The organism is Sulfuricurvum sp. RIFCSPLOWO2_12_FULL_43_24 (assembly GCF_001829605.1).
Classification (GTDB): domain Bacteria; phylum Campylobacterota; class Campylobacteria; order Campylobacterales; family Sulfurimonadaceae; genus Sulfuricurvum.
This window is the reverse complement of the sequence record NZ_MIBT01000085.1, coordinates 1-1,007: the sequence shown is the minus strand read 5'-3', so window position 1 is coordinate 1,007 and position 1,007 is coordinate 1. Positions and strand designations below refer to the sequence as shown.

1 protein-coding gene and 1 pseudogene are annotated in these 1,007 nt (G+C 47.5%); both read right to left on the bottom strand.

Going from position 1 to position 1,007, the window contains the following annotated elements; all coding sequences use genetic code 11:
• A partial coding sequence (locus tag A3G19_RS07715; RefSeq protein ID WP_294871750.1) for a D-2-hydroxyacid dehydrogenase occupies positions 1-811 on the bottom strand: 811 nt, incomplete at its 3' end.
• Positions 808-1,007 (bottom strand): annotated as a pseudogene (gene purT, locus A3G19_RS07710) (phosphoribosylglycinamide formyltransferase 2); the annotation flags it as partial. The gene A3G19_RS07715 and the pseudogene purT, both read right to left, overlap by 4 nt.

Below are 1,007 nucleotides of genomic sequence, written 5' to 3'. Positions count from 1 at the left end.
CTAACAACGGGTGTGGCGTTTTCATCGGCTCTTTGACTAACACATCCAAACCGACAAAGATTGGTTTCACATCGATGATAACCGAAAGAGCATCCTCATCGACGATTCCGCCGCGTCCGAGATTCAAAAGTACCGCTCCGTCTTTCATCTGCAACAGTTCCGAATGGGAGATCAGATTTTCCGTTGATCGGTTCAGCGGTGCATGGATGGAGATAATATCGCTGTTTTCGATCAAACGGCTGAGGGTCGTTTTCTCAAAATCGCTGTTCTCATTTTTCCCCGATGTCGAGGTGTAACAAACGTTAGCACCGAAAGCTTTCGCTACATTTGCCACACCGCGACCGATTTCACCCAGTCCGATAATTCCCCACATTTTTCCGTGAAGCTCGCTGAACGAAGGTCCGATATGGGCGAATACCGCCTCCTTCTGCCACTCACCGCTTTTGACATACTCGTCATAATAACGGCTGTGTCCCATCAGGTAAAACAACATCGAAAAGGTATGTTGAACGACCGCATCGGTCGAATATCCTGCCACATTTTTAACGGTAATTCCGCGACGCAATGCCGCATCATGGTCGATATTGTTCATCCCCGTCGCCGCGACACAGATAAGCTTTAGATTCGGTGCGCTTTCCATGACCGTGTCGTTAATAACGACCTTGTTGGTAACGATCACTTCCGCCTCTCGAACGCGCTCTATCGTTTCATCGGCAGATGTCGTCTGATAAACCGCCACATCGCCCAAAGATTCAAATCCCGCTAACGGCGTATCACCATACGTTAGTGCATCTAAAATGACGATTTTCATGCGTCCTGAATCTTTTTAATCAATTTCTTCGCTTTTTTGAGGGCTTTGTTCACTTTATCAAAGACCAAAACAACCGCCATACGTCGTCCGACGTGCGCTTCGGGTTTGCCGAATACACGAACAAAACTGTTATCATCGAAAAGTTCATCGGCAACATCAATTACCGGTTCATGCGATTCGACCGTGGATTTGAACG